The organism is Corynebacterium epidermidicanis (assembly GCF_001021025.1).
Classification (GTDB): domain Bacteria; phylum Actinomycetota; class Actinomycetes; order Mycobacteriales; family Mycobacteriaceae; genus Corynebacterium; species Corynebacterium epidermidicanis.
On record NZ_CP011541.1, the window covers coordinates 460,294 to 485,590 of the forward strand.

At 56.2% G+C, this 25,297-nt stretch carries 21 protein-coding genes; 17 read left to right on the forward strand and 4 right to left on the reverse strand.

What is annotated here, in order from left to right:
- Positions 1-794 precede the first annotated feature (794 nt).
- Together CEPID_RS02215 and CEPID_RS13280 are read left to right on the forward strand one after the other, a co-directional pair.
- Positions 795-2,255 carry a VaFE repeat-containing surface-anchored protein gene (locus CEPID_RS02215; RefSeq protein ID WP_047239579.1) on the forward strand — a complete coding sequence of 487 codons (1,461 nt, stop codon included), beginning with the start codon at positions 795-797 and terminating at the stop codon, positions 2,253-2,255.
- Between the two features lie 11 nt (positions 2,256-2,266).
- A complete protein-coding gene (locus CEPID_RS13280; protein ID WP_236684310.1) occupies positions 2,267-6,136 on the forward strand; it encodes a VaFE repeat-containing surface-anchored protein in 3,870 nt (1,289 codons plus the stop codon).
- Positions 6,137-6,243: 107 nt separating this feature from the next.
- Here the strand turns inward: CEPID_RS13280 and CEPID_RS02225 are convergent, their stop codons facing one another.
- Positions 6,244-6,777: a type 1 glutamine amidotransferase domain-containing protein gene (locus CEPID_RS02225; protein WP_047239581.1), complete on the reverse strand. Its 534-nt coding sequence runs from the start codon at positions 6,775-6,777 to the stop codon at positions 6,244-6,246.
- Positions 6,778-6,945: 168 nt separating this feature from the next.
- On the opposite strand from CEPID_RS02225, the gene glmM reads away from it, so the two are divergent.
- The 4 genes from glmM (at position 6,946) to CEPID_RS02245 (ending at position 10,728) form a co-directional block, all read left to right on the forward strand.
- Entirely contained in the window at positions 6,946-8,289 is a 1,344-nt protein-coding gene (gene glmM / locus CEPID_RS02230; RefSeq protein WP_047239582.1) for a phosphoglucosamine mutase, read from the forward strand.
- Positions 8,290-8,386: 97 nt separating this feature from the next.
- Positions 8,387-8,686 carry a hypothetical protein gene (locus tag CEPID_RS02235; RefSeq protein WP_052843294.1) on the forward strand — a complete coding sequence of 100 codons (300 nt, stop codon included), beginning with the start codon at positions 8,387-8,389 and terminating at the stop codon, positions 8,684-8,686.
- Positions 8,686-10,398, forward strand: a complete 1,713-nt coding sequence (locus CEPID_RS02240; protein WP_144413420.1) for a hypothetical protein — start codon at positions 8,686-8,688, stop codon at positions 10,396-10,398. The genes CEPID_RS02235 and CEPID_RS02240 overlap by 1 nt, the downstream gene beginning before the upstream one ends.
- Before the next feature lie 3 nt (positions 10,399-10,401).
- A complete protein-coding gene (locus CEPID_RS02245) occupies positions 10,402-10,728 on the forward strand; it encodes a hypothetical protein (protein ID WP_047239584.1) in 327 nt (108 codons plus the stop codon).
- A 22-nt stretch (positions 10,729-10,750) separates the two neighbouring features.
- On the opposite strand, the gene CEPID_RS02250 is transcribed toward CEPID_RS02245, so the two are convergent.
- A complete protein-coding gene (locus CEPID_RS02250) occupies positions 10,751-11,611 on the reverse strand; it encodes a poly(ethylene terephthalate) hydrolase family protein (RefSeq protein WP_047239585.1) in 861 nt (286 codons plus the stop codon).
- Between the two features lie 187 nt (positions 11,612-11,798).
- Between CEPID_RS02250 and glmS the strand changes: the two genes are divergently transcribed.
- From glmS to tsaE, 5 genes are all read left to right on the forward strand, one after another.
- A complete protein-coding gene (gene glmS / locus CEPID_RS02255) occupies positions 11,799-13,664 on the forward strand; it encodes a glutamine--fructose-6-phosphate transaminase (isomerizing) (RefSeq protein WP_083984335.1) in 1,866 nt (621 codons plus the stop codon).
- A gap of 260 nt (positions 13,665-13,924) precedes the next feature.
- Complete coding sequence (locus CEPID_RS13285; protein ID WP_052843296.1) at positions 13,925-14,830, forward strand: spore germination YkwD domain-containing protein; 906 nt, start codon at positions 13,925-13,927, stop codon at positions 14,828-14,830.
- Positions 14,831-14,883: 53 nt separating this feature from the next.
- Entirely contained in the window at positions 14,884-16,254 is a 1,371-nt protein-coding gene (locus tag CEPID_RS02265; protein WP_047239586.1) for a bifunctional ADP-dependent NAD(P)H-hydrate dehydratase/NAD(P)H-hydrate epimerase, read from the forward strand.
- 18 nt (positions 16,255-16,272) lie between these two features.
- The gene (gene alr, locus CEPID_RS02270; RefSeq protein ID WP_047239587.1) at positions 16,273-17,373 is read left to right on the forward strand and encodes an alanine racemase; all 1,101 of its coding nucleotides are present in this window, start codon (positions 16,273-16,275) and stop codon (positions 17,371-17,373) included.
- Between the two features lie 26 nt (positions 17,374-17,399).
- The gene (gene tsaE, locus CEPID_RS02275) at positions 17,400-17,837 is read left to right on the forward strand and encodes a tRNA (adenosine(37)-N6)-threonylcarbamoyltransferase complex ATPase subunit type 1 TsaE (RefSeq protein WP_047241280.1); all 438 of its coding nucleotides are present in this window, start codon (positions 17,400-17,402) and stop codon (positions 17,835-17,837) included.
- Positions 17,838-18,705: 868 nt separating this feature from the next.
- On the opposite strand, the gene CEPID_RS12370 is transcribed toward tsaE, so the two are convergent.
- Together CEPID_RS12370 and CEPID_RS13290 are read right to left on the reverse strand one after the other, a co-directional pair.
- Positions 18,706-20,217, reverse strand: a complete 1,512-nt coding sequence (locus CEPID_RS12370) for an LGFP repeat-containing protein (RefSeq protein WP_052843299.1) — start codon at positions 20,215-20,217, stop codon at positions 18,706-18,708.
- 18 nt (positions 20,218-20,235) lie between these two features.
- The gene (locus tag CEPID_RS13290) at positions 20,236-20,388 is read right to left on the reverse strand and encodes a hypothetical protein (protein WP_158408010.1); all 153 of its coding nucleotides are present in this window, start codon (positions 20,386-20,388) and stop codon (positions 20,236-20,238) included.
- Positions 20,389-20,528: 140 nt separating this feature from the next.
- Between CEPID_RS13290 and tsaB the strand changes: the two genes are divergently transcribed.
- The 6 genes from tsaB (at position 20,529) to groL (ending at position 25,275) form a co-directional block, all read left to right on the forward strand.
- On the forward strand, positions 20,529-21,167 hold the full coding sequence (gene tsaB, locus CEPID_RS02295) for a tRNA (adenosine(37)-N6)-threonylcarbamoyltransferase complex dimerization subunit type 1 TsaB (RefSeq protein WP_047239590.1): 639 nt from the start codon (positions 20,529-20,531) through the stop codon (positions 21,165-21,167).
- A complete protein-coding gene (rimI, locus tag CEPID_RS02300; RefSeq protein WP_047239591.1) occupies positions 21,164-21,625 on the forward strand; it encodes a ribosomal protein S18-alanine N-acetyltransferase in 462 nt (153 codons plus the stop codon). The genes tsaB and rimI overlap by 4 nt, the downstream gene beginning before the upstream one ends.
- A complete protein-coding gene (tsaD, locus tag CEPID_RS02305; protein WP_047239592.1) occupies positions 21,622-22,647 on the forward strand; it encodes a tRNA (adenosine(37)-N6)-threonylcarbamoyltransferase complex transferase subunit TsaD in 1,026 nt (341 codons plus the stop codon). Before rimI ends, tsaD begins: the two co-directional genes overlap by 4 nt.
- Before the next feature lie 100 nt (positions 22,648-22,747).
- Positions 22,748-23,167 (forward strand): hypothetical protein, encoded by a 420-nt coding sequence (locus CEPID_RS02310; protein ID WP_047239593.1) that lies wholly within the window; start codon positions 22,748-22,750, stop codon positions 23,165-23,167.
- Between the two features lie 184 nt (positions 23,168-23,351).
- Positions 23,352-23,645 (forward strand): co-chaperone GroES, encoded by a 294-nt coding sequence (gene groES / locus CEPID_RS02315; protein ID WP_047239594.1) that lies wholly within the window; start codon positions 23,352-23,354, stop codon positions 23,643-23,645.
- A 7-nt stretch (positions 23,646-23,652) separates the two neighbouring features.
- Complete coding sequence (gene groL / locus CEPID_RS02320) at positions 23,653-25,275, forward strand: chaperonin GroEL (RefSeq protein ID WP_047239595.1); 1,623 nt, start codon at positions 23,653-23,655, stop codon at positions 25,273-25,275.
- Positions 25,276-25,297: the final 22 nt, after the last annotated feature.

Below are 25,297 nucleotides of genomic sequence, written 5' to 3' on the forward strand. Positions count from 1 at the left end.
CTGCGAATTCTGTCAGGGCTTTCAGCTTCATTTGTGGTGAACGCCTCAGCTAATAATCGTGGTTAAGTAAAGAAAAGTGTGTCTCCGATACGTGTTTTCCGCAGTGTTGTGGGCCTGAAGCCAGTATTTATTGTTGTCTGGGTGCGTTAGCTCGCTCGATGTCGTCACTTCGGTGTAGTCGGACTACCGCTGTGGGATTTTATTCATTAAAAAAACGCTGTTCTACGTAGTCGGACTACGCCGAAGCGACGACATAGCACTTGTGCAGCACACCCGCACCGCTGGCGACACGCCGACGAAACACACTTTTCTTTACTTAACCCAATAATCGTGAGGTGTGCATGGCGACAGCGATGACGCAGCCGGACCTCAAGCTTTGCTTTTGATCGCGAGTGTCGACAGTACCAGGAAACGGTCCTTACGATTTCTTAATCACTCTTAGGCAATAGTGAAAATGAATTTGGTGAGGATTACTACAGCCTGAACTGTGGTGCATTCCACTGCGTGAATTCCAGCTTGATTTCACACACGGAGTATTTGACGAATCCAACTCCGAAAGTAGTTCTGAACTGCCGGTTACCGTTTTTGTGAGCGATCGTAGCTTTCTGAGGCTGGAGCGAATGTGGCAGGATCTCCGGCAATCTGATTCATTCAATGGAAACTGTTTTTCATACGATAGCAAGTTTGTTATTCTTAGATAATACTCAATAACTTAACCGCTTCCTTAGTTTAAGCGTAGTTATCGATGTTCGTTTGATGGCACTGCTAATAGTGTCAGCTATTGAAAGACTCCAATGATCCAACTCCATACTGCCGGTGGCAACCACCGGGCAACGGCGGGGAAGAGTAGCGCGTTTTCACGTATATTCGCGTTCGTCGCCGCCATTGCCCTGGTTTTCCCGGGCGTGGTAGCAGTCCAATCGCACAAACCTGTGCAGGCTGCGGCCGCATATGATTACCGCGCATTTTCAACATGGTCGTACGACAGTAACAGCATCTACGTCCGCAACATCAACAATCCCAACGAGATTTACGAGGGATTCTGCTTCAACCACGATGCTGAGCAGACCTCTCGATTCCTTGAACATCCGGATTGGTACGCAGGCCAGGAAGATCGTTTCGACTACCGCCGTCTCGACATCGTCAATGGCGCTACCCTGAACTCGTACATGTCGGATAAGTCGCTGCTAAAAGTTACGGACAATGATCCGGCTAAGCTAGCGCAGCTCTACGAACGATTCCAAAAGGTCTTGTACTACGCCCAGTACCTGCCTTCTTCTGATGGCTCCCGCCAGATTCCGGATGCGCCGTTGATGTACAACGGCTACAAGGTATCGGATTTGATTTGGGCGATGACTAACTCGGCTAATGGTCGTCAAGAAAACCCACCGATGTGGGCGGTCCTTGATGAGCTATTCCAGAAGCCAGTTCCTCCGGGCAACTTCCAACTCTTCTTCTTCGAAGCCAAGTACTGGTCCAATGACGGCCAGGGCGTGCAAAACGTTATTAGCGGGCAGTTTGTGCCGAACACGCCTGTGCCAAACGAGAATCCATCTATGGGAACTGTTGTCAAGGACAACTTCACCTCGTCGACCGGCGCGCCCGCCGTTGATGCTTTCGGAAAAGTAGTTAATGACTCGCTGACTCCGCGGGTAAATGAAACTTTGGTCAATCGCCCGATCACCTCGGCTCAAGCGCAAAACGTTATTTCTGACGTTGTTGCTCTGAACAACTTCAACAAGAACCAGTCCTACGATCTCTACACCTGGTTGGTCGATAAGGAGACCGGCGCGATTGCGGGTGGCGTGAAGAAATCCGAAATCCAAGCCAATTCGCAAGAGCTTATCGACGGCCAAGTCACTGTCGACCTCGTCCTGGACCGTGACTGGGTGCAGCAACAACTTGATGCAGCCGTCGCACAGCAGGCTCCCATTTCCAAGCATTATGTGGTCTTCGAGGCGGCTTACGCAGCTGGAACATCGGTGACCACCGATTCGAATGGGATTCCTACCTCTCCAAGCTATGCGGAGCACAAGGAACTCGGTTCCCTTGACCAAACTGTGTGGTTGACCTTCTACGGCGGACCGACCATTCATACGAATGCGTGGTCTGAGCAGGATAGCAAGACTGTCTACATTAAAGACGGCAAGGCCGTAGTATTCGATGAGATTAGTTTTGCCAACCTGAATGATGGGTCTTACACGTTTGAGACCAGCGCCTTCATTAATGGAAAAAACAACCTTCCAAAACGCTAGTCGATTTTCGAATTGATGCGACTGGCAAGGTAGTCGGCGGTGCTGGCGGAGATGCTCAGGTAACTTCGCCGACTGGAGTAGAACCGAAGCAGTATTCGGGGACATTCAAGGTGCGATATGAAATCGACGCATCGGAACTCAATGCTGGCGAGAGCAACCGCATCACGATGACCGAGGTGTTGTACCAGGCAGACGTTTCCGGGAATCCGGTGGGGCGGCCAATTGCTTCACACGAAGACAAGGACAGCACTGCCCAAACTGTGATCGTCGCCCCAACTCTCGGGATCGGGACGACTGCAGGATTTGATAAAACTGAAGGTCCAAAGCTGAAGAATCTCGCTGTGGATGACGTCAACCCACAGACGATTTTCGACACGATTCGTCTTGACAATTTCCAGGATGATCAAACCGAGTATGTCGCATTCGCGGAGCTCGTTGAGTACGGCACGAACAATGTCATTGCACGTGGCAGCCAGGAATTCAAGGGTATCGACGGCGACTACTTCGTCGACGTACTTATCGAGTTGTCGGCAGATTTCATCAAGAATGTGGAGCCAAACGTTTCCAATGCTTTCACCGTGTTGGAGTACGTTTACAAGAAATCGGATCTTCCTGGTGGGGTGGTTACGAGCACGAAGCCGGTTCAGTCGGTAACCCCAATTGCGACTCACATCGACCCATACAGCGCTGAACAGACTGTGGGATTGGTCCGACAGGCAGATAACGCGGTACTGGGAACCACCGCGACCGCTGGTGGCAACAAGACGATCACTGCGGGCGAAACTGCCACGATCACCGATGTAGTCAAGTACAAAGGGCTGATCCCGAACACCTGGTACAAGCTCACGGCCGAGCTGATGGATAAGTCCGATCTCAGCAAGCCAGTGCAGACCAAGACTGTCATTTTCCAAGCTACTGAGGCCGATGGCGAGCAAAGTGTCACTTTCGATGAAGTGACGGCACAGGTTGGTCATGACTACGTTGTATTTGAAACGCTAAGCATCTCCGCCACCAACGCAAATAACGAGCTTGTGAAGAATTCCGCTGGTAACCCAGCGACCGAATATGTTGTCGGCTACCACCGTGATGCAGCTGATGCTGGACAGACAGTCACAGTGGAAGCGCCAGGGGCATTCCCGGTAACGATCTCGAAAGTTGATATCGCAGGTAATGAACTCCCCGGAGCGAACATCCAAATTCGTCAGGGAGACAAAGTAGTCGAGGAGTGGGAATCCACCACGACCGCACGCGTCATCTCCTTGCCTGAAGGTGATTATGTCTTCCATGAAGTAGCCGCGCCTAACGGTTATGTGGCCGTCACCGACATCAATTTCCATGTCGATGCAAAAGGTCAGGTGAGTGTCGATGGTGTTGCGCAAGGGGCAACTCTGAAGGTCACCGACGAGGCATCGAACATCACGACGACCGCAACCGACAAAGCCGATGGCGATAAGGTACTGCCTTCGACTGGTGGCATCATCGTCGACGAGGTGGCCTTTACCGGATTAACCGTGGGGGAGAAGTACATCGTGTCCGGCAAGCTCATGCTCAAGGACGACTCCGCAACAGGCGCGGAAACTGGAATCACGGCCTGGGGTAGCTTCATTGCGGCGGAAGCAAATCCGAAGGTAAAGCTGGAATTTGTAGTTCCGGGAACTTTTGCAGGTGAAGAACTCGTTGTTTTTGAACGGGCATGGGATGCCAACGGCAACCTCGAAAATGCATCAGGCACCCAGCCACAAGACTTCACTCAGGGTGAAGGAACCGCGCCTACTCCACCAAGTGACGCCAAAGTAATCACTCACGAGGACATCAATTCTGCGTCCCAGACCGTTTCAGTAATGCCTACCCTGACTCCTGGTACTCAGGAAATCACCATTTCCAAGGTTGATATTGCGGGTGCTGAGGTCGAGGGTGCCAGCATTACCGTAACTGGTCCGAACGGGTTTAAAGAGGCGTGGACGTCGACAAGCACGCCGCACGTCTTGACCCTGGAGCCAGGCGAATATGTCTTCCACGAAGTCAGCGCTCCGAAAGGTCTCGTTGAAGTTTCTGACATCGTATTTGTTGTGAATACGGATGGGACAGTTGTTGCAACTAAATACAACAACAATCCGATCGTCGATGGAGATCTCGCAAATATTGTGGATTCCAACGGGGCGAAGCTAACGATCACTGATAAGCCGGCCGTGGAGATCTCCAAGATCAATATCGCAGGCGACGAGCTAGTCGGAGCTCAGATCACCGTTAGCGGGCCGAACGGATTTGAAGAGACGTGGACGTCGACAAGCACGCCGCACCTAATCAAGCTGGCCGAAGGTGACTACGTCTTCCATGAAATAGCAGCTCCAACGGGCTATTTGGCAGTCACGGACATTAAGTTCCACGTTGATGCCCGTGGGCAGGTTACCTTGACGGATGTCAATGGAAATACCGTGACGGCTGAAGGTCACAAGCTAATCGTTACCGATCAAGCCGAAGCGGGTTTGCAGACCCCGTCGCCTTCTGCGACTCCTTCGCCTTCGCCAATCGAGACACCTTCACCGAAACCGGCTCCTTCTGCAGCTCAGACGCCGTCGCCTTCGCCGACCCTGTCGCCTTCGCCGACCCTGTCGCCTTCGCCGACCCCGTCGCCTTCTGCGAATCCAGAATCGCCGAAGCTGGCAACCTCGGCGGTGGACAAGCTCGACAAGGACAAGGTTGTTGAGCCAAGCGGCACCGTGATTGACACAGTTGATTACAGTGGCCTGACCGTGAACAAGACCTACACTATCGTCGGTGAATTGATGGACAAGAATACTGGTCTGGGTACCGGCATTAAGCAATCCAAGACGTTCACGACGACTACCGCGAATGGTTCGATCGACCTAGAATTCACGATCCCTGCTGGGCATGAAGGTCAAATCTTGGTTGCCTTCGAAACCCTGCTGGAAGGTTCCGTGACTCTCGCTGATTCGGGTATCAAGGACGGCGTTACTGAAAAGCCTTCTTTGGCATCGCACCGTGACATCAATGACTTCAAGCAGACGGTTTATGTCTCGCAGAAGTTTGGCACGACTGCAGAGCTATCCGAGGGAAACACTGTGGTAGACACCATTAAGTATGTTGGTCTACCAGTCGGAACTCAGGTGGTGTTCCTTGGAACGCTGGTTGATGAAAACGGTAAGGAAGTAGCTAAGGCTGCAACTTCCGTTGTAGCTCCAGCTGAAGCTCGAGTGACCTTCACCTTGAGCGACGCTCAGCTCGAAACATACGCTGGTCAAAAACTGGTGGTGTTTGAGGAAGGTTATGTAGTTGTTCCAACCAAGACTCCCGGTTCGGAAACTCTGCAGGTACAGGATGAGAATGGGAATCGGGTCGATCTGAATGTCATCAAGATCGGTGAGCATAAGGACCTGAAGTCCGTACCACAGACCGTGGTCATCCCGACTACGTCAGTAGTTCCTGCTACGACGCCATCGACCCCGCCTCTGTCTTCAGTGACCGAAGTACCGGGATCCTCAATCGACGGCAACTGGTGGATTGCTATCCCAGTCCTGATCGGTGCTGGATTACTCTCGTCGGCTGGTTCTTCCGACGTTCACGTAAGCAGTGACAAGCCGAACATGGCACCGGTACCAACTCCGTCTCCGACCCCTACCACTGCGGTAGGTGCGCCAACGACGTCTGCACCTGCAATGCCTACCCCTGCAGTTAGTGGCGTAGCCAACGCAGCCCCACAGCAAGACAAGCCTGAAAACAAAGTTGTCGGCATTGCAAAGGGGAAGAACAAGAGTGGCGTTCTCGCCAATACGGGCGCTTCCGTATTGGGGATCGCGCTGATCGCAGCCATAACCTTGCTCCTCGGCGCAGCTTTGGTCAAGCGACGCAAGGAAAGTTAGGTAGCGCAAGGAAAGCTAGGTAGCGCCTAGTGCCGTGAAAACACAAGCACCCGGTTCAGTCATCTCCTGCAAGGAGGTTGCTGAACTGGGTGCTTTGTATTGGGCTACTAGTGCTTACCCTCGGCGAATTCTTCCACGATCTTGGCGTTAAACGCGTCCAGGTCAGCGGGAGTGCGTGAGGAGACCAAACCACGATCAACATGGACTTCCTCGTCAACCCAGTTGGCGCCCGCGTTCACCAGATCGGTCTTGATCGATGGGTAAGACGTAAGTGTCCGGCCACGCAACACATCGGCATCAGTCAGGATCGAGCCACCGTGGCAAATGACGCCAGTTGGCTTCGCAGCAGCAAAGATCTCCGCCACGAACGCCACCGCGTGCTTATCCGTTCGAATGGTGTCGGTGTTGTTCACTCCACCAGGGAGGAGTAGCGCGTCGAAATCGGCAGCGACAGCTTTCGCGGTCTCTAGGTCGACAGCAACCGTGGTGCCGTTCTTGCCCTCAATCTCTCCAGATTCAGTGGAAATCACTACGACTTCAGCGCCAGCCGTTTTCACCGCTTCAATTGGCCTGGTGAGCTCGGAATCCTCGAAGCCATTAGTAACCAGCACGGCAATCTTCTTACCTAGGAGCTTGGACATAGTAGTTATCCTCCGTATTCAGTCGAGCCTATTGGTACAAGGACCAGGTTAACGGAAAACCTATATCCGAGCATTGGCTGTGACTTAACCGGGAATAGCTGCAAGATCAACTGAGTGATGGTGGAGTCAACGAGGAGCTTTATCCGGGCACACTGCATAATGGAACGTATGACTCGACTATTTGGTACCGATGGTGTGCGTGGCCTCGCTAATGAGACCTTGACTGTTAACCTTGCTCTTCGGCTCGGGCAGGCTGCAGCGGAAGTTCTTACTCGGGAGAATCGCTCGTCGAAAAGGCGTCCGATCGCGGTGGTTGGCCGTGACCCGCGTGTTTCCGGTGAGATGCTGGCGGCGGCGCTGTCCGCAGGTATGGCGTCCCGCGGTGTCGACGTGCTGCGCGTGGGAGTGCTGCCCACCCCTGCTGTAGCCTTCCTCACGGACGATTATGGTGCGGACATGGGCGTGATGGTCTCTGCCAGCCACAACCCGATGCCAGACAACGGCATCAAGTTCTTCGCAGCCGGCGGGCACAAGCTTGCCGACGAAGTTGAGGATGAGATTGAGCGTGTCCTGAACGAAAATATCGAAACTGGGCCGACTGGACATGGCGTTGGCCGCGTCTTGGAAGAATCGCCAGACGCACGGGAACGCTACCTTAATCACCTGCGTGATGCTGTCCCGGCAAATCTCAACGGGATCAAAGTGGTAGTGGACTGCGCGAATGGTGCTGCATCCGATGTGGCACCAATGGCTTACCAGGCTGCGGGGGCTGAAGTCATCGCGATCCACAATTCGCCGAATTCGTACAACATCAACGAAAACTGCGGCTCCACCCATATTGAAGAAATTCAGAAGGCAGTGGTAGAGCATGGGGCAGACCTCGGACTTTCCCACGATGGTGATGCCGATCGTTGTTTAGCAGTGGATGCACACGGCAACGTGGTTGACGGTGACCAAATCATGGCTATCCTGGCAATCGCTATGAAAGACAACGGCGAGCTGCGCAAGCACACCCTTGTTGCTACCGTCATGTCGAACCTGGGTCTCATGCTCGCAATGAAAGACGCTGGAATCGAGGTAAAGACCACCAAGGTGGGCGATCGATACGTCTTGGAAGAGCTTAACGCAGGGAATTACTCGCTTGGCGGGGAACAATCCGGGCATATCGTGCTGCCTGATTTCGGTACCACCGGCGACGGCACCCTTACCGGCCTCGCATTGATGGCTCGTATGGCAAACACTGGATTGTCGCTTGGTTCGCTAGCTGAAGCGATGACTGTCCTGCCGCAGAAGCTGATCAACGTGCCCGTCACCGACAAGACCATTGTGATGTCCAGCCCAAAGGTCTTAGAAGCGATCGAGATCGCGGAAACGGAGCTAGGCGAGACCGGTCGTGTCTTGTTGCGCGCTTCCGGCACTGAAGAGGTCTTCCGCGTGATGGTCGAGGCCGCTGACGCAGACACCGCCGTTCGCATTGCCGGCCGCCTGGCAGCAGTAGTAGCAGAGGTCTAACCGCGCTTTTCAAAAAATTCGCCCGTTTTGGGAACGATTCACCCCCTTCAAGAAGTCCAATTAAGTAGGGACACTTTTTCTTGAAGGGGGATTTTTCATGTTCGACATCGATCTTGACGTCGTCGCAGCGACCACAGCGCTGACAGCGCTTATCGACGACACCAGCGCCGAACTCACCAGGCACCAACAAACCGTACCAACATATCCCGTGGCTGCGGCTGGGAAGGGATTCGCGGCTCATGGTGAAGCCCTGGCGAAGGCTTACGCTGCAACTCACGACATGTTGGGGCAGCGGATCAGCGCTGCTTTGGCCACGTCCGAAGCTGCCCGCGTAGAAGTCAGACGCTTCGCCTCGGAAGATGACGGCTTTGCCGAAAACATTGGGGGTGGCTACTAATGCCTCGTATGGGTGGGCCAAAGGCGAGGAAGCCGTCGGGGGCGTCGAAAAGCGGGCAGGATAGCAAAGGATCCATCGTTGAGCTGTTGAAAGAAACCATTGCGGATTTGTCTGCGGCTGCAGCTGGGTTTTGGTCTGGACCCGCGATTACCCCGGCCAAGGTTGAAGAAGCGATGCGCACGACCGACGGGATGGACCCGCAGGCAGGTCAAACCGCCCTCTCCGATGCGACTCAAGCGAGCGCGAAGAAGGTGAAGGGACGAGGGGTGCTCTCCATCGTCTTTGGGCTCATCGTCTCCTTTGCTAGCGGGCTCATCGCCGATGAAGTTCGCTCGCGGGTGTGGGATTGGATCACTAAGGACGAGGAAGCTGAGCAGCTTAAAGCTGACCAGGAGCAGTGTTCGCAAGGGTGTACACAAGCGGAGGACACCGCCAACGCAGCTGCGAACGAACTGGTTGCAGCCACTGCCGCACATATCCGGGCCATCACCTCAGCCTTATCGACGATTGAACCGGCCGAACATCCCGATGCCTTCGCAAGCATAGTTGCTGCTGGGGATGCAGCCATTGCACAGTGCTCAGCTGCGCTCATTGGGCTTTCGCAAGACCGGGATCGCTGTATTGCCAGCACGTACAACGAGATGTTGGCGCGGATTGGTCAGGTATGCGAAACACCGATTCCCGCGCTGCCCGCGGCTTGTGACGAGGTTAAAAAGTGCGAAGCGGTTCCAGCTGCAAAGGAGGCAAAGCCGGGGGAAGAGTTGGAATGCGTCGAAAAGCAGGTTGCTTCGAGTGGTCCGGCCAGCGCACCTGTGGAGTGTCCCCAGACTCAGCCGGCGGCGACTGCTGCACCAGCGCCGGCCCCTGCACCCGCGCTCCAGGATTGTCCGAAGCCAGCGCCACAGACTCAGCCTGCCCAAGCTCCGGTAGGTATACCAGCAACTCAAGAAGTGCAGAACCGGCCAGCACCAGTGGACTGCCCGGAGCCTCAGCCGGAGGCACAGCGGGAGCCCAAGGCCGAGACTCGCCCAGAGCCAGTTGCCCAGGTGCGCATAGTGAATCCGATTGTGGAGTGCCCTGAAGAAGCAAGCCCTGTGCCACCAGCGAAGCAAGAGGTGTCCTGCCCACCGACTCAGCCTGCAGCGACTGGGGAAATCAAGGTGGTTGAGCAACCAGCTCCAGCTGAACCATGCAATTGTGACGATGAAAAACCAGACTCTGTGGATCAGCCATCTGGGGAAACTGAAGAGGTATGCACTGAAGAAACTAGCACCGAGACCTGTGGTTTGGGAACGGTCCTCGTTGCTGGGTTAGCGCTGGTAGCGATAGGTGCACTGATCGATTTCGCGCTCGATCACTTCCTGTCTGAGGCAACGCCGGAGCCAGCTGCAGAACCGGTGCCTACACCGGAACCGGCGCCAGCTGCAGTGCCTGAACCGCAACCTGCTGCTCATCAACCGCCGCCGCCACCAATAACGGACCCAGCGCAGGAACCACCTCCTCCGCCTAAGAAGGTGGTGCCTCCGCCTGTCACTACGGAACCACCTTCACCGCCTAAACAATTCGATTCAGCCTCGGTGGTAGGTGGTACGCCAGCTCCCGCTGAGGTCTTTCCGGCCGCGGGGGAGGCAGTTCCTGCGGAACCAGAACTGGTGGGAGCTGGATCAAGCATGGGATCGTCTGCACATATTCACAAGGCCGGAGCGTGGTAACTGATGAAGAATACTGATTTTGATGAAATCTTGGCTGATTTCCGACGCCGAGCTATCGAAAGAATCGCCGAGTTTGAGCGCAGCTTGGAGCAGTCGCAATCGCAAGTGAAGAAAGCTGTCGCAGGGGTCCACGGCCAAAATGTTCCACACCAGAGACCTGAAAGCCGCACCGAAAACCTCGCCGTCGTACCAAGGACAACGGCGAATGCTGCTCGGCGGACCAACCCTTCGCAGCCTCGGGCTGAACTGGGTTTGCCAAGGAAGGGGTGGGGACGTGGCGCTGGTCAGCCTGCGACTGCGGTGCGGAGTGTACTGCAGCGCGGAAACTGACCAGGTTACGGGCGCAGTGTGGCTATTTGCTCACCTTGATTGAGGTGCCGTTACCAGCATTGGAATCAGCGAGTTTGAGAGCAATCCCAGTTGAGTCGTAGCTAAGAACTTTCTTCGCTACGGCAGTGGGATCGGAGAAGGCTGAATATTTGTTTTCGTTTGCCACGCGGTGCAGCAAGAAGCCGGTGAGCAGCCCGCGGGCGATCTCTTGCTTGGCCGACTGTGGCATGCCAAGCCCCGCAGCAACGCGGAGAGGAGAAAACTCAGCGAATCCGCGTTGAGTGCCGTCTTCGATCTCGCGGTAAGTTACTGCGCCACCCCAGTTTCCAGCTACCCGAAGCGGGTTGCCTGCCTCGATGAAATCAGGAGAAGAAGGTCCGATGATTAGGCCTGGGGCCGAAACGTGAGCAGCCGCGCTCACTGAGGAAGGGGACGTTTCGGCAGGGTAGAGAGCAGCCACGGCGCGCAGACGCTCGCGACCTGCAGCGGCCAAGATGGCGGCGCCGGCACCCATCCCGTGGCCGGCGAGACCAATTTTGCCGGGTGCAACAGTAACGTGACCGGCCCCAAGTTTGACGCCAGTGAGAATCTGCAATGCAGTCTCCAAGTCAGAGGCCAAGCCCTTGTGATTCGGCAGTGGACCGACCTCGGTGGCCGGAGCCGCCACGACGATGCCCCAGCTCGCCAGGTGGCGAAGTGTGGCATGGTAACGCTTGATGTCAGTCATCCAGTCGTGTCCAAAAGCGACAGCTGGCAGGCCATTGCCTTCCGCAGGCGTGTAAAGGCGCCCCGGTAGGCCCGCGTATTCCAGATCGCCCACCAAAACTCGGTGAGGACCACGCTTGGACAGGTTGCTCATTAGTTTGTTCAGGTTCTCAGCCACATCACAAGGATAGTGCAAAGCTTAAGGAGTCGTCGCAAAAGTTGCTGCTTATCGACGCTCACCTGCCCTCAACACGGGTGGGGACCAGGAGGGCGTCGATAAGCTTTTTGCTGGCTATCAGAGGTAGATAGTTAGATACATGGGTAAGGGTCGCTAATCGGGGGCCGATACCTCTAAGATTGTCGCTATGTGTGGAATCGTGGGATACGTAGGCGGACAGCAGGGTCTTAACATCGCAGTTGAGGCATTGCGCCGCATGGAATATCGAGGCTACGACTCGTCAGGAGTTGCGGTTGTCGATGGTGCTGGCTCTATTAACATCGTCAAGCGTGCTGGAAAGCTAGCCAACCTGGAAGACAAAATCGCGGAAGTCGGTGCGGAGAGCCTCGCTGGCTCGACCGCAATTGGACATACGCGTTGGGCCACGCATGGTCGCCCAACGGATCAAAATGCGCACCCGCACCTGTCTTTCGACGGCAAAGCTGCAATTGTCCATAACGGCATCATCGAAAACTTTGCTCCGTTGCGCGAACAGCTGATCAAAGACGGCGTGGAGCTGAAGTCCGAAACTGACTCGGAAGTTGCAGCTCACCTGTTGGCCCAGGCCTACAACGAGGGCGAAACTGCCGGCGACTTCCGCGCTTCGGCGTTGAAGGTTCTTGGCGGTCTGGAAGGTGCGTTCACGCTTTTGTTCACGCACGCTGATCACCCAGGCACCGTTATCGCTGCGCGTCGTTCGACTCCGTTGATCGTCGGTATCGGCGAAGGCGAGATGTTCCTGGGTTCGGACGTTGCAGCGTTCATTGAGCACACCAAGCAAGCTGTTGAACTCGGACAAGACAGCGTTGTCATCATTACCGCTGATGATTTCGAAATCCTGAACTTCGATGGCACTCCTGGTGAAGGCAAAGAATTCACCATTGACTGGGATCTCGCTGCTGCCGAAAAGGGCGGCTACGACTCCTTCATGATGAAGGAAATCCACGAGCAGCCGGACGCTGTTCGTGACACCCTCGTGGGGCACTTTATCGACGGGCGCATCGTGCTGGACGAAGCCAACATCTCGGAAGCAGAGCTCAAGGCTGTCAATAAGGTCTTCGTGGTTGCCTGTGGTTCGGCGTACCACTCCGGGTTGCTGGCAAAGTACGCCATTGAGCACTGGGTGCGTATTCCAGTGGAAATTGAAGTGGCCTCGGAGTTCCGTTACCGCGACCCAGTACTTGACGCGAACACCCTCGTCGTCGCTGTTTCGCAATCCGGTGAAACTGCGGACACCCTGGAGGCCGTGCGCCACGCTAAGACCCAAGGTGCGAAGGTCCTGGCAGTGTGCAACACCAACGGCTCCCAGATTCCGCGTGAATCCGATGCTGTGCTCTACACCCACGCTGGCCCAGAAATTGGCGTCGCCTCCACCAAGGCGTTCTTGGCGCAGGTAGCTGCCAACTATATCGTCGGTCTCGCACTCGCGCAGGCCAAGGGCACCAAGTACCCAGATGAAATCCGCGAGATCTGGACCGCACTGGAAGAGATTCCGGCGAAGATCGCAGAGGTGTTGAGCTGTGAAGAACAGGTCACCGAGATTGCCCGCACCCTCGGTGCGATCAAGACCATGCTGTTCCTCGGTCGTGGCGTCGGATTCCCAGTTGCCCTTGAAGGTGCGCTGAAGCTCAAGGAGCTGGCTTACATCCATGCGGAAGGCTTCGCGGCGGGCGAGCTCAAGCACGGTCCGATCGCTCTGATTGAAGATGACCTGCCGGTTGTCGTCGTCGTGCCGTCGCCACGCGGTGTGAAGGTGCTGCACTCTAAGATCGTCTCCAACATTCAGGAGATCCGCGCCCGCGGTGCCAAGACCATCGTGATTGCCGAGGAAGGCGACGACGCTGTCGAGCCTTTCGCAAACTGGCTGATCCGCATCCCGAAGTCATCGACGATCATGCAGCCACTGCTGGCAACGGTGCCTTTGCAGTACTTGTCGGCCGAGATTGCTCGTCAGTGTGGCAACGACGATATTGACAAGCCACGTAACTTGGCGAAATCGGTGACTGTGGAATAGTCGCTGTCCATCTTCGCTGAAGTGCCCCAATGCCGACGAGTCGGTGTTGGGGCACTTGGCGTTCGTGCCCGGCGTAAGGCTACCTGGATTTAAATCCGAGTAATATTCATTTGGCGGATGGTGGGGATTCGTGCGTAGCCAGCGGTTTTGGACTTTTGATGCTCTGATTGACGCGAATAATTTTAGAATTTCTTAATAACTTTCTAAGGATAGGTTAAGTTGGTCACTGTTCTAAATAAATCTGAAAAAAGGGGCACCCAATGTTTAATTCCATGAAGAAGCGCGTTCTGGCCACAGCCGTCGCTATCGCAACCGTTAGTACTGGAGTAGCGGTCGCACCAGCTCAGGCTGCGGAACCATTCCCGATCGCTCACTCCACTGCACACGAAAGCAACCCACTTTTCGGTCTGCTGCCACCGCACTTGCGTAACGACGAAGGCATTCGCCAGATCCTCGCCATCCTTGGCGTCGCTGGTGGACTTGCTGGCGTCATTGCCTTGATCGCGACTTTCGCAAAGGGTGGCGGAAGCAGCATGACATCGTCGGGCTCGAGCATGAACCCAGGTAAGAACACCACGCCTGCTGCGACGACCACGCCTGCTGCGACGACCACGCCTGCTGCGACGACCACGCCGCGTCCTTCGTCTTCGGTTCCGACGACGGCTCCGACTGTGTCTTTGCCTGAAGGCACGATTCCGGCCACCACCACGCCGACGACGAGCACTCCAGTGACCACCACGCCGACGACGAGCACTCCAGTGACCACCACGCCGACTATGACCACTCCAGCGACCACCATGCCTGCTGCCACCACCACTCCTGCCCCTTCGATCGTTTTGACGCAGAAGGAACAGCAGCTTTGGGCTGCGATAAACCAGGAGCGTGTAGCTCGCGGGCTTAAGCCATTGACGCTTGATGCTAACGTGACCAGTATCGCTCGCACCGATGCGCAGAAGAATGTCGATACCACTACCATCAACAAGACCACCCAGAACTTTGGTGCTCTCTACGCTGGTCACCCGCTGTCTATGCCGTTTTCTGACTTCCTCACCCAAAAAGTGCCTTCTACGTTCACTGGTTTTACAAACGCATCCTTGACGAAGATCGGCGTCGGAATCGTCGAGAAGGATGGCATGGACTGGATTGTGGCGTACTCCGCTTTCTAAGTTTTAGACTTAACCACGTTTCTTAGGGCGAGTCGGTCGGTACATTTGAGGATATGAATTCTCCTGCATATCAGCCGATTTACACCCCTTCGCAGATTCGTGATGCCGAAGCGCCGTTGATTGCATTGCTTGGAAACAAGCTCATGCGATCAGCGGCGTTTGCTGTTGCTCGCGAAGCAAAGCTACTCATCCGCAAGCTGGATCGTTCGCCTTATGGCGCGCGGGTTTTGGTGCTGGCAGGAAAAGGTAATAACGCTGGCGACGCCCTATTTGCTGCCGCTGAATTGGAGAAGTCTGGCGCACGCATTTATGTCTGGCAGGTCGCTGAGCGCACCCATGCGGCGGGGCTGAGTGCTCTGAAGTGGCCTCGCTTTGTCTCGGAGTGCCCGGATGGGATTGACTTAGTTCTAGATGGAATCGTGGGGATCGGCGCGAAAGGCGGCCTCGAGGGCGAAGCAGCTCGGGCTGTTGCCGCAGTCGCTGGAATTCCGGCGCTCGCTGTCGATGTGCCGAGCGGCGTGGGGCCTATGAGTGGTCGGGCCACGGGGGCGTCGATAAGCGCCCAGGTCACGGTGACTTTTGGTGGGCTGAAGCCGGTGCATGTGCGCGGGTTTGAGCACTGCGGGGAGGTGAAGTTGTATGGGCTGGGTATCGAGGACAACTTGGGTACGCCGTGGGGTTACCACGTGCGCCGGGTGGATCATTGGCCATATCCCGGCCCGGAGGACGATAAATATAGCACCGGTGTCGTGGGTATCCACGCTGGTAGTGAGGAGTATCCGGGGGCTGCGGTATTAGCGACGCTGGGGGCGGTGCGGGCGACGTCGGCCATGGTTCGCTACGCGGGGCCCAGCCACGCGGACGTCGTACGAGCGCTGCCGGAGGTGGTGGCAACCCAAACCCCTGCGGAAGCCGGGCGGGTGCAGGCGTGGGTGTACGGCCCGGGTGCTGGGGTGGATCGTGCTGCGATGCTCGACATGCTCGCTCGCCCCGAGCCCCTGCTTATCGACGCCGATGGCATCACCGCTCTCGCTGCCTCCGAAACTGGGATCAATGCCCTCTGTGATCGGGAAGCGTTCACCGTGCTCACCCCACATCGAGGCGAATTCGAACGGCTTACTACTGCTCAGACGGCACAACAACTTGCCCACGAGCTTGGAGTTTGTGTCTTGCTTAAAGGTCGCGTCACGGAGGTGGCCTATGGCGACGAACTGTATCTCATCGAAGCGGGTTCATCGTGGGCAGCCACACCAGGATCCGGTGATGTCCTCTCCGGCATCATCGGGGCGGCTATCGCAGCTGAACCTACCGCGCGGATGGTGGCGAATGCTGTGCGCATGCATGCTAACGCTGCTGCACTCTGCGGAGGCCCGGTGCCAGCGGGTGACATTGCTCGGGCACTGACGCAAGTGATTCGACCCTAGAGTGGCACAATAGTGTGCATGAGTCAGCTTCGGTCCATCATTAATTTAGACGCCATTGCGCATAACACTCGTGTAGTGAAAGCGGAAGCTGGTGGGGCGAAGTTGATGTGCGTAGTGAAAGCGGACGGTTACAACCACGGCATGCGACATGTCGCTGAGGTGATGGCGGCCAACGGTGCTGACCAATTCGGTGTGGCCACGCTTGAGGAAGCGGTGCTTCTTCGTGACGCTGGCATCATGCAGCCTATCCTGTTCTGGTTGTGGACCCCTACCATCGATCTGTCTCCGGCATTTGACCGAGGCTTGGACATTGGGGTGGCGGGTTTGGAGCACGTTCGCGCTGTGGTTGCTGCTGGCCAGCCTGCCCGGGTCACCGTTGGCGTAGACACTGGCCTCAACCGTTCTGGAATTGATGAGGAAGACTGGGCACGCGCATTCACTCTGTTAGCTATGCAGCCACAGATCACGGTGACGGGCCTTTTTAGTCACCTGTCTAGCGCTGATGAGCTCGGCTCCACTGCAACTGACGAACAGGTGGCCACGTTTAAGCGGGCATTGGCCATCGCGCGCGCCTGCGGACTGGACCCGCGCTGTAATCACTTGGCGAACTCGCCCGGCCTGCTCATGCACGACGACTTCGGCCTAGAAATGGTCCGTCCAGGACTCGCGTGCTACGGGTATTCGCCGTTGCCGACCTCCTCCTACGGCTCTGAGCTGCGCCCTGCCATGACCTGGGAAGCCGATGTGGTGACGGTCAAGCGTATTCGCGCCGGAGAGGGGGCGTCCTACAACCTGACGTGGCATGCGCCTTCCGATGGCTATACGGCGATTGTCCCAGTAGGTTACGCCGACGGCTTGCCCCGTGAAGTCCAGGGTTCTTTCGCTGTGACGATCAACGGTCGTCGATATCCGCAGGTAGGACGCGTTTGTATGGACCAAATCGTGGTGTGGTTGGGGGCAACCACCGATGTTGAACCTGGTGATACCGCCCTCTTGTTTGGCCCCGGTGATCGCGGCGAAATGACCGCCACCGAGGTTGCCGACGCAGCCGGTACCATCAACTACGAAATCTTGTGCACCCCGCGCGGGCGCACCGAGCGCGTGTACGTGGGAGGTTAGTAGTGGAATCTGTACGCTGCGAAACTATGGAGGATACCCAGGCCTGGGGGTTTAAGCTGGGGCAATCCTTGCGCGCCGGGGATGTCGTCATCCTCGACGGGCCACTTGGCGCTGGCAAAACCACCCTCACGCAGGGTATTGCTCGTGGCCTCGGGGTGAAAGGCCGCGTGACGTCCCCGACCTTTGTGATCGCCCGAGAGCACCGCTCGCTTAACGACGGCCCCTCCCTCGTACATGTGGATGCCTACCGGCTGCTAGATTCCGGAGTGGATCCACTCGGCGCATTGGACTCCCTGGACCTGGATACTGACCTGCTCGACTCCGTGGTTGTTGCAGAATGGGGCGGCGGCCTCGTAGAGCAGATTGCAGATCGCTACCTTTTTGTGCAGCTCGACCGTGAGACCGCGGTGGCTGAAGATCCGGAGTCAGAGGCGCGGATTATCTCTTGGGAGTGGCGGGGTTAGCGTTTGCAAAGCTAATGGAATTGCGGTGAGAAAATTCCTCTCGAACAATTCCAGAATCCGAAAAATAGGGGCGTTTTTTCATTGGACGCCAAAATGGCTGGTAGTTTCGAAATATGAGTTACGGTATACTTTGGATTTTCATTGCAACTGGGTCGTAGATGTATGATTTGAACGGTTTTCGGATGCAAATCGGGTCGCTAAGAGTTTGGACTCCGTCAGTGTTGATGAAAAACGTATTGCATTTTTGGATTGTGTTCGCCGTGAAAATTTTAGAAAACAGAGAATCAATCAAATCTTGAGAATTCCTTTCTTGATCCTGCTGCATAACGGAGGAATCTTCAAAACTAACGGTTGCCGGTTTAACCTTCAAGTTTGCATCATCGATTATGCACAAAATTTCTATGGTTTCATTGTTTGAAGGATTGGTGATGGGGGAAAGTAAGATGGTAAATATATCTTTTGCGACATGCCATATATATTTAGTTTCTAGTCGGTTAAGAAAACTGATTAGGCTTGGAGATGCTTCGGCGTTAAATTTGCTTGATTTGACGCAAACCGGCGGGGCCGATTTGATGGAGACACCGATTTCTTTAAAAATATGATTGAGTTCTTATGATTTGGGAAAATCAGAATTTTCCTTCGAATTATATTTCACCAAAAAGGGGGATTGGTTGAAATCTAGAAATTCCGGATTGTTGATCGGGAATACCAACGAATTATCTTGGCCAAAGAAAATCGTGGTATGGGAGGTAATCCCTAAAAGCTCAATCATGGTTGAATGGAGCCGAAATTGTTCTTGAGCTTGCAGGCGCAAATTAGAATGAGGAATGTTCACTCCTTTAAAAGTCGCAATAATTGCAGCGGAGGATTAGTGTGTATGACATTTTCCTCCAGGAAAGCTTGTCACTACAAGATCGTTGCTGTCGGAAACGATTGATGAGGGGTCTATTGTCATAGCTATTGTGCCGCGCACCTTATCGACAAGGTAAACTTGGGCTGAATAGCAAGTCGAATTGCGTTCTTGGCTGTTTTTCCAATAGTCTGCGTCAGTGAATGCCTTGGTCATACTCATATCTGCAAGGTCCATCCAGCCGATGCCTTCAATAGCGGCTAGGGTTTGCCACTCTTTCATGTGTCGGCGTTTGATGTGCCGAAAACCGCTGGTTTGACCGTCTCGTGGCCCGCACTTAAGGTCAATTTTGTGTCCTCGATGAACCCCATAGTTGCCGGTCCAGGACTTAATAACCTTATCTTCCGAAGTAGTAAAACCGCATGCAGCCCAAGGGGGAATGCTTTCGGTTCGAGAGATCGAGGCGAAAGTGCCGATGTTTGGGGAGTCGTTTGGCGACCACACCGGATTCCGCGACCATGTTAGGTTAGCGATATCAGCTTCTGCAACAAAACGACGCTGCAAAGACTGGATTAGCAGATTATTTAGTTGTTTCCCGCCAAACATTGAAGTCCCTGCTGCGTCGAGCTCATTCTCAAGCACCAGGACTTGATGTTCAAAATCTTGAACCGGCCCACCGAATTCATCGTTATAGGCATCGGAAACTGGGTAACCGAATCGGCCCCGTTCGTATCCAGATATAGACCAAGCTTCGAGGATGAGATCAAGAATTGTGTGTGCACCGTAGCTTGGGTGCCAGTAGATCATGCCGAGTGCGAAGCGGTTGTAGCGGCCTACTCCGTCTGGGGTGCCTTCTTCGTCGGTGGCTGGGTAGCCGAGTGGGCCACGTTCTTCACCGGTTTCTACCCATTTTTCCAGGATCTTGCCTTCGATAGACACCACACCGGATAGGGAGCCGTAGATGCGGCCGCGTTGGAAGTATTGTTTGCGTCCTACTCCGTCGCCGGTGCCGATTTCATCGGATGTGGGGTAGCCAAGGCGGCCTAGTTCCCACCCGTTACGCGCCCACACTATGGAATTGTGGGTGGTGACGGACCAGGCTCCGGTGTCGGGGTGCCAGTAGATGAAGCCGTTGTCGAATTCGGTGCGTTTACCCACTCCGTCAGGGTTGGTTAACTCGTTGGACTTGGGTAGGCCGAGGAAGGAGACGGGGGTTTGTCCGGCCCAGGTTACAGCCATGGATTCGTATTTCGCGCGGATGGCACCGCAGACCTGGAAGCTGGAGGGCCAGTAGGTGCGGCAGTTATCTGCTGCAAAGGTCCGGATGATGGGTGGTTGGCCTGGTGCGGTGATGCCTTGTTCGCGGGCTTCTTGAACCTCGGCTTGGTCGGCTTCGTGTTTGGTGACGCCTGTGGGCAGTGGGATGCGGTCAGACCGCATCTTGCCTGGGTTGATCACAGGTTGTGGGGCGCCGAGATCGGCGGGAAGTGTGCGTTCTAGTTCGTGGTTGTCCACAGTGTTTTTGTTCATGCCGGGTTCGTTGAAGTCTCAGTCTGAGGTGTCTACCTGGCGGTAGTGGTCTGGTTCGTAGGGCGGGATGAAGGACGCATCGCCCGTCACCGCGGTTGCTTGAGCCCTAGCCTGTGCCGGCGCGGTTTGCGCGTGAGCAGTTACAGGTAGGAACAGGCAGGTCGCTGCCACGGTTAAGGTAGCTCCGAGTTTTTTTTTAAGGTACGCATCATGGCAGGTATCCTCCACGGTTTTATAGGCTCTTGCTCAGAATCTTAAGCGAAACCTGTCTGCGTGTCTTGGTAACTAGCCAACCCACTACGATGGAACCCGTGCTTGTACTCGCAATTGATTCTGCCACCCCTACTGTCGTCGCAGGCGTCGTTGATTCCGACACCGACGAAGTGTTGGGGGAGACCATTCTCGAAAACTGCCGTGACCACAACGAACAGCTGGTTCCGGCCACGCAAGCCGCGTTGAACAAGGCTGGCAAGACGTTTCAGGACATCCACGCTATCGTCGTCGGCACCGGTCCGGGGCCGTTCACCGGCTTGCGGGTAGGTATGGCAACTGCCGCGGCCTTCGGGGATGCCTTGGGGATTCCGGTCCATGGTGTGTGTTCCCTGGACGCTATCGCCGTGCAGATTCCGGCGGAACAGAAGGTTGTGGCCATTGACGCGCGGCGTCGAGAAGCATACTGGGCGCGGTATGAGGGGGAGCGGGTCGGCGAGCCGCAGGTTACTCCGTATGACCAAGTGCCGCGGGTCGGCGAGATGAACGCGCCTGCGAACCTCGCGGAACACTTTCCCGAGGCCACCCATGATTTGTACCCGACTCCGCTGGCATTGGTGCAGGTTGCCTCGTTGGGCGAACAGCCAGGACCGCTGCAGCCCTTGTACTTGCGGCGGCCGGACGCGAAGGAGCCTAAGCCAAAGCCGAAGAGCCCAGCGATCCCGGACGTGCAGCTGTGAACTGGGAGGTAAGGCGCCTCGTAATTAATGACGCAGCGCGGTGTGCTGAGCTTGAGCAGCAACTTTTTGCTGGGGACGACCCGTGGCCAGCAGCGGCGTTTGAGCAGGAGTTCGCGCAGCCGAACAACTTCTACCTCGGCGTAGAAATTGACGGAAATCTTGTGGGTTATGCCGGGCTGAGCTTGCTGGGGTCGCTTAAGGAGCCGGAATTTGAGATCCATACCATCGGCGTCGACCCGGCCCACCAGCGCAAAGGAATCGCGGGTGAGCTCATGGATCAGCTCATGCACGCAGCTGACCAGTATCAAGGGCCGGTTTTCCTTGAAGTGCGTACGGATAATGAACCGGCGATCGCCATGTATGAAAAGTATGGCTTCGAGCGGATGGGTTTGCGCAAGAACTATTATCAGCCCTCAGGGGCCGATGCTTACACGATGAAACGGGAGCCTAAGAAATGATCATCCTCGGAATTGAATCCTCCTGCGATGAAACAGGTGTCGGAATCGTGCGCCTGGACCCTGACACTGGCGACGTAGAGATCCTCGCTGATCAGGTTGCTTCCTCAATGGAACAGCACGCCCGCTTCGGCGGCGTCGTGCCGGAAATTGCCTCCCGGGCGCATTTGGAAGCTATGCAGCCGGTGATGCGTGCTGCATTGAAGGAGGCTGGCATTGAGAAGCCGGACGTGGTCGCCGCAACCGTAGGGCCTGGTCTTGCAGGTGCGTTGCTGGTCGGGGCGTCGGCGGCGAAGGCCTATGCCGCGGCCTGGAGCGTGCCGTTTTATGGCATCAACCACTTGGGTGGGCACGTGGCGGTCGCAAATCTAGAAGGGGAGAAGCTGCCGCACTCGGTCGCGTTGTTGGTCTCTGGCGGGCACACGCAGCTGCTGGAGGTTGATTCCGTGGGCGCCCCGATGCGTGAGCTTGGCGCCACGCTGGATGACGCCGCTGGTGAAGCCTACGACAAGGTCGCCCGACTCCTCGGGCTGGGCTACCCGGGTGGCCCTGTCATCGATCGACTCGCCAAGCAGGGCGAGGCGAATATCGACTTCCCCCGCGCCCTGCGTGGCTCCCTAGACTTCTCCTTTTCTGGCCTGAAGACCGCAGTTGCCCGCTACGTTGAGGCTGCCGAGCGTGAGGGTCGCCAGATCGTAGTCGAGGACGTCTGCGCGTCCTTCCAGGAGGCAGTGTGCGATGCGCTGACCAAGAAGGCCGTGCGCGCTTGCCAGGAAGTGGGTGCCTCCGTGCTGCTGCTCGGCGGCGGGGTGGCGGCGAACTCCCGGTTGCGCGAGCTTGCTTCTCGACGCTGTGCCTCAGCTGGAATCGAACTGCGAGTACCTCGCTTTAAGCTCTGTACTGATAACGGTGTGATGATCGCAGCGCTCGGCGCGCAGCGAGTCTTCGAGGGCCATGAGCCATCCGGGTTGTCGATTGGTTGTGATCCTTCGCTTGAGGTGGAAGTGCCGCAGGTGTACGCGTAGCGGTGGCTAGAAAGCTTCACCCAGCGGAATGGTGAGAGGGCAGGTACGCTAACAAACACGTCTGTGTTTACAGCCAGCTGCCTACACAAGGGAAGATAAAATGACCATCGGATACCTCGTTAATCCTGATCTCACCAGCCGTAAGATCGAGTTCGAGTTGGAGCATGCTGCCCAATTCTTGGGCCGCGTTGATAACGAGCGCGTCTCGGTAGCCTTCCAGGAAGACGGCAAGACCCTTGCTGCGCTCTACTCCTCGGATGCGAAAAGCGAAGGTGCGGAGCCTAACCCGGTCGCTTCGATGGCGAAGAATGAAGCAGCTACCGGAAATTCTGCGTTCTTTACTGACCCGACCTCTGCGATCTGTGGCCCAGTTATCTTCGTGGGTGCCGAAGGCGCCGACATCACCGATGCCGACATCGAGCGTGTGGAAGATGGCATTCGGGCTGCTCGAAACTACAAAGAGGACGAGCCGGAGGACTACAGCTTGTGGCGCGGTGCGGTTTTGAACCTGAATCGCTAACTACTGGGCGTCGATAAGTTTGCCGGTCCTTGCGGGGGTCGGCTTTTTAAGCACCTGCTGTCGTTGCGCGCTAGCACTCGCAAGGGTAGAGTGCTAGCAGGTTGTCAAACACAGTTGTTCACCCGCGACGACGGCTGTGCAGGTATCGCAACCGGCACATCAAACTCATCAAGGAGCGTTAATCGTGGCAAACATCAAGCCGCTCGAAGACAAGATTCTGGTCCAGATCAACGAAGCTGAGACCACCACCGCGTCTGGCCTGGTCATTCCAGACTCCGCAAAGGAGAAGCCACAGGAGGCAACTGTCATCGCCGTCGGCGCTGGCCGTTTCGACGAAGATGGCGAGCGTATCCCAATGGACGTCAAGGTTGGCGACGTTGTGATCTTCTCCAAGTACGGCGGAACCGAAATCAAGTACCAGGGCGAGGAGTACCTCATCCTGTCTCAGCGCGACGTGCTCGCTGTCATCGAAAAGTAGGCCGTAGATGCCTAAACTTATTGCATTCGACGAGGAGGCCCGCAAGGGCATCCAAGCCGGTGTGGACCAGCTCGCTGACGCCGTCAAGGTTACGCTCGGCCCACGCGGCCGCAACGTGGTGCTCGATAAGCTATTCGGCGGACCAACCGTCACCAACGACGGCGTGACCATCGCCCGTGAGATCGACCTGGACGAGCCGTTTGAAAACCTCGGCGCGCAGCTAGTGAAGTCCGTGGCTGTTAAGACCAACGACATCGCTGGCGACGGCACCACCACCGCAACGCTGCTGGCTCAGGCCATGATCCAAGAAGGTCTGCGCAATGTGGCGGCGGGAGCAAACCCAATCGAACTGAACCGCGGCATCGCCGCAGGCGCCGAGAAGGTTGTCGAACTTCTGCTGGAGCGCGCAACTGAGGTTTCTTCTTCCGCGGAGATCGCCAACGTCGCGACTGTCTCTTCCCGCGATGCAGAGGTCGGCGAGATGGTCGCCGGCGCGATGGAGAAGGTCGGTAAAGACGGTGTAGTAACCGTCGAGGAATCCCAGTCTATCGAGACTGTCCTCGATGTCACCGAGGGCGTGTCCTTTGAAAAGGGCTTCCTGTCGCCATACTTCATCACCGACGTTGACTCCCAGCAGGCCGTGCTTGACGACGCCCTGGTGCTCCTCGTCCGCAACAAGATCACCTCACTGCCGGACTTCCTGCCGATCTTGGAAAAGATTGTCGAGTCGGGCAAGCAGGTTCTCATCATTGCTGAAGATATTGAGGGCGAGCCACTGCAGATGCTGGTGGTTAACTCCATCCGCAAGACCTTGAAGGTCGTTGCAGTGAAGTCTCCATACTTCGGCGATCGTCGCAAGGCGTTCATGGATGACCTTGCGGTGGTAACTGCAGCCACCGTCATCGACCCTGAGGTTGGCATCAACCTCAACGAGGCGGACATGACTGTCTTCGGTGCTGCGCGCCGCATCACCGTAACTAAGGATCAGACGGTCATCGTTGATGGCGCCGGCACGCCCGAGGCTGTCGAGGCACGTCGCGAGCAGATCCGCCGTGAAATTGAGTCCACGGACTCCACCTGGGACAAGGAAAAGGCTGAAGAGCGCCTGGCCAAGATCTCCGGTGGCATCGCTGTGATCAAGGTCGGCGCTGCCACCGAGACCGAGGTCAACGAGCGCAAGCTCCGCGTCGAAGATGCCATCAACGCCGCGCGCGCTGCAGCACAGGAAGGCATCATCGCTGGTGGTGGCTCCGTGCTGGTTCAGATCGCCGCTGAGCTGCGTGAGTACGCTGAACAGTTCGAGGGCGATGCCAAGGTAGGCGTGCTCGCACTGTCTCGTGCACTAGTGAAGCCTGCGTTCTGGATTGCAAATAATGCTGGCCTGGATGGGGCAGTGGTTGTTTCCAAGATTGCCGAGATGGGTAATGGCGAAGGATTCAACGCTGCGACTCTCGAGTACGGCAACCTGCTTGAGCAGGGCATCATCGACCCAGTGAAGGTGACCCACTCTGCCGTGGTTAATGCGACCTCGGTAGCTCGCATGGTGCTGACCACCGAGGCATCGGTTGTGGAGAAGCCTGCCGAGCCGGAGCAGAATACTGCTCATGGCCACGGGCATCATCACCACTAGTTAAGAAAAGCGCTCCGGAGCC

Excerpts from the sequence above, each read along its gene's own strand:
- CEPID_RS02215 (WP_047239579.1), top strand. The coding sequence starts at position 795 with ATGATCCAACTCCATACTGCCGGTGGCAACCACCGGGCAACGGCGGGG.
- CEPID_RS02225 (WP_047239581.1), bottom strand. The coding sequence starts at position 6,777 with ATGTCCAAGCTCCTAGGTAAGAAGATTGCCGTGCTGGTTACTAATGGC.
- glmM (WP_047239582.1), top strand. The coding sequence starts at position 6,946 with ATGACTCGACTATTTGGTACCGATGGTGTGCGTGGCCTCGCTAATGAG.
- CEPID_RS02235 (WP_052843294.1), top strand. The coding sequence starts at position 8,387 with ATGTTCGACATCGATCTTGACGTCGTCGCAGCGACCACAGCGCTGACA.
- CEPID_RS02240 (WP_144413420.1), top strand. The coding sequence starts at position 8,686 with ATGCCTCGTATGGGTGGGCCAAAGGCGAGGAAGCCGTCGGGGGCGTCG.
- CEPID_RS02245 (WP_047239584.1), top strand. The coding sequence starts at position 10,402 with ATGAAGAATACTGATTTTGATGAAATCTTGGCTGATTTCCGACGCCGA.
- glmS (WP_083984335.1), top strand. The coding sequence starts at position 11,799 with ATGTGTGGAATCGTGGGATACGTAGGCGGACAGCAGGGTCTTAACATC.
- CEPID_RS13285 (WP_052843296.1), top strand. The coding sequence starts at position 13,925 with ATGTTTAATTCCATGAAGAAGCGCGTTCTGGCCACAGCCGTCGCTATC.
- CEPID_RS02265 (WP_047239586.1), top strand. The coding sequence starts at position 14,884 with ATGAATTCTCCTGCATATCAGCCGATTTACACCCCTTCGCAGATTCGT.
- alr (WP_047239587.1), top strand. The coding sequence starts at position 16,273 with ATGAGTCAGCTTCGGTCCATCATTAATTTAGACGCCATTGCGCATAAC.
- tsaE (WP_047241280.1), top strand. The coding sequence starts at position 17,400 with ATGGAGGATACCCAGGCCTGGGGGTTTAAGCTGGGGCAATCCTTGCGC.
- CEPID_RS12370 (WP_052843299.1), bottom strand. The coding sequence starts at position 20,217 with ATGAACAAAAACACTGTGGACAACCACGAACTAGAACGCACACTTCCC.
- tsaD (WP_047239592.1), top strand. The coding sequence starts at position 21,622 with ATGATCATCCTCGGAATTGAATCCTCCTGCGATGAAACAGGTGTCGGA.
- CEPID_RS02310 (WP_047239593.1), top strand. The coding sequence starts at position 22,748 with ATGACCATCGGATACCTCGTTAATCCTGATCTCACCAGCCGTAAGATC.
- groL (WP_047239595.1), top strand. The coding sequence starts at position 23,653 with ATGCCTAAACTTATTGCATTCGACGAGGAGGCCCGCAAGGGCATCCAA.